The sequence below is a fragment of the Reichenbachiella ulvae genome (assembly GCF_025833875.1).
Classification (GTDB): domain Bacteria; phylum Bacteroidota; class Bacteroidia; order Cytophagales; family Cyclobacteriaceae; genus Reichenbachiella; species Reichenbachiella ulvae.
In genome coordinates, this window is the sequence record NZ_JAOYOD010000008.1 from 1 (window position 1) to 2,227 (window position 2,227).

2 protein-coding genes are annotated in these 2,227 nt (G+C 40.7%); both read left to right on the forward strand.

From position 1 onward, the window contains the following. Positions 1-696 precede the first annotated feature (696 nt). A complete protein-coding gene (locus tag N7U62_RS22790) occupies positions 697-1,383 on the forward strand; it encodes a PAS domain S-box protein (RefSeq protein WP_264140484.1) in 687 nt (228 codons plus the stop codon). Between the two features lie 112 nt (positions 1,384-1,495). Beyond that, positions 1,496-1,888, forward strand: coding sequence for a PAS domain S-box protein (locus tag N7U62_RS22795; protein WP_264140485.1), 393 nt, complete (start codon positions 1,496-1,498; stop codon positions 1,886-1,888). Positions 1,889-2,227 lie beyond the last annotated feature (339 nt).

A 2,227-nucleotide genomic window follows, 5' to 3' on the forward strand; every position in this document is an offset into this window, starting at 1 on the left:
ACTCGCCTAGTATATATTTACTTGTCCTACACTTCTTCCTAACATCGTAGTATAAAGCACCTTATCCTTATCTAATCCCAAATGATAAAAATCAGACTTACCGCACTATCTATACTTTTTCATGATTTGCACCATCCTGATCTAGTATCAACTACTACACGCTTCGGAACATCCTCAGCTGTACGTGCATACATTAGTGGGGAATCTCAATACTCCAAAGGACAAAAAAGACGCATCCAACAACCTCATGCTCTGTATCTAATCACAAATGAAGAACAGTATTGGAGTGCATTTGAAAAAGGGCCTAAGCATTCCCATCGGAGATAGTCTGGCACTGTGCATAGCCATGCAAACAGGTGACTCAATCCAACAAATGCAAGAAGGGTTATTGCAGGGGAAAAATCATGAAACAGGATATTGATCACATGATTTGGTTGTTTGAAAAATTTCAAAACATTTCATTTATGAAAGTAAGCCATCTCAATTTGGAAAGAAGGTGACTTTCATGTGGGACGCCTTTCTGATCTGGGTACGAAATACCGGCAGGTAGTACTCACAGGTATAATTGACGAAGTCAGAAACCATCTATGCCCTAAAGCAGATGCAGTGAAGTTTCGGATTCTGTTGACAACAATAGAGAGGGATTTCAGTACCGTACTAGGAAAAGACCGCTAGAACTATCAATTCTTGGCTTTTTTGGGTAAACGTCTTCTTCATTGTATTACTTATAGGTCTAGCACGGTCGACCTTGGCTTAAGGGCTCTAAAAAAACTAACTACCGCAAATGCCCTTCGTAATTTTTTCACGAACGGCTCTTTCGAATCCTCGATTTGGTACGACAAAGACAGCGTGATCTCTTTCTGGAGCCCACAAGCCGAAAAAACTTTTGGGTGGACTAAAGACGAAATAATTGGCCAAAAACTGACCGACACGATGGTCCCTAAAGAACTTATAAATCAACACCAAGAAGGGACAAAAAACTATATCCGAGTAACGGCATCCCTCCTCTTCCTAACCGAAGACGTAGAAACGATCGCACTACATAAAGACGGTACCGTCATTCCGATTGAACTTTCTATACTCACCTTAAATGAAAACCAAGATGCATTATTTTGTGCGCACATATATGATCTACGTGCAAAAAAAGAACCGGAAGATCAAAACATAAAGAGAGCATCATATCTACACACCATACTCAATAGCACAGACAACGGCATATCAGCAACTAACCAAGCAGGAGAAGCTTTAGAAGCTAACGAACAATTTGCTCACCTTTGGAAAATCGACACAGCTCAGCTGGATATTATCCGTGATTTCAAAACCGTTGCTGCTTTTATCTATGACCAAATAGAAAATGCAGATGAAACCTGGAACTCGAATTGATTGAATTGCATTCATCTAATGACACGCACACTTGCTTGGCGCATTGCAAAGATGGAAGAATATTCGAAAGGCATTCGGTGCCCATGTATACTGGATGGAAAGAATGTAGGGCGTGTATGGTGGTCGTTTAGGAATATTACAGAGAAAAAAAAATGCAGAAGACAAATACCGCGAACTCTTCGAAAATTCTTTAGAAGGCATATATGTTGCCGACGGCGAGGGAAGTTTCACGACAGTAAACCCTGCTATGGTCAAAATGTTTGGCTATGAATCACGTGAGGAGTTCTGCAAACTTGTCCCTGGCGCTGGATCACTTATGGTGAATCAGCAGGATAGGATGAAGATAAGAGAGCTCCTTCAAATGACAGGTGAGGTCAACGGAATAGAGCATCAGGTTTACAAAAAAAATGGAGACATCATTTGGGTACGTTCAAATATAAGAGTGCACTTTAACGGTTCTAACCCAATCAAATATGAAGGATCCTTAGAGGACACCAAGGCATGAATCAAATAGCAAAGGCCACCAGACTGGTAGCCAATGATATTGAGACTCTAAACAAACTAATCAATTAGAATGCAACAGCTCTGCTTTGGTAAAGGGGGATTTATATATTCAGGCTGTGGTGGTAGTAGATCGGTTATCTATGTTTTGAACCTCAGTGTTTAGTTTTTTGTAGAAACATTTTTCATTGCAGAATATATTCCTCCTTTCGTAAAGCGGTTCGACACATCGAGGGCGAAGGAGCCTTCCAGTCGGCAGACAGGGCTTCAATCGATACTACAATTCCCAAATCATAATTAAATCAAGCATGAGAAAAGCAGTAGCACGCTGAAGCATCCATCT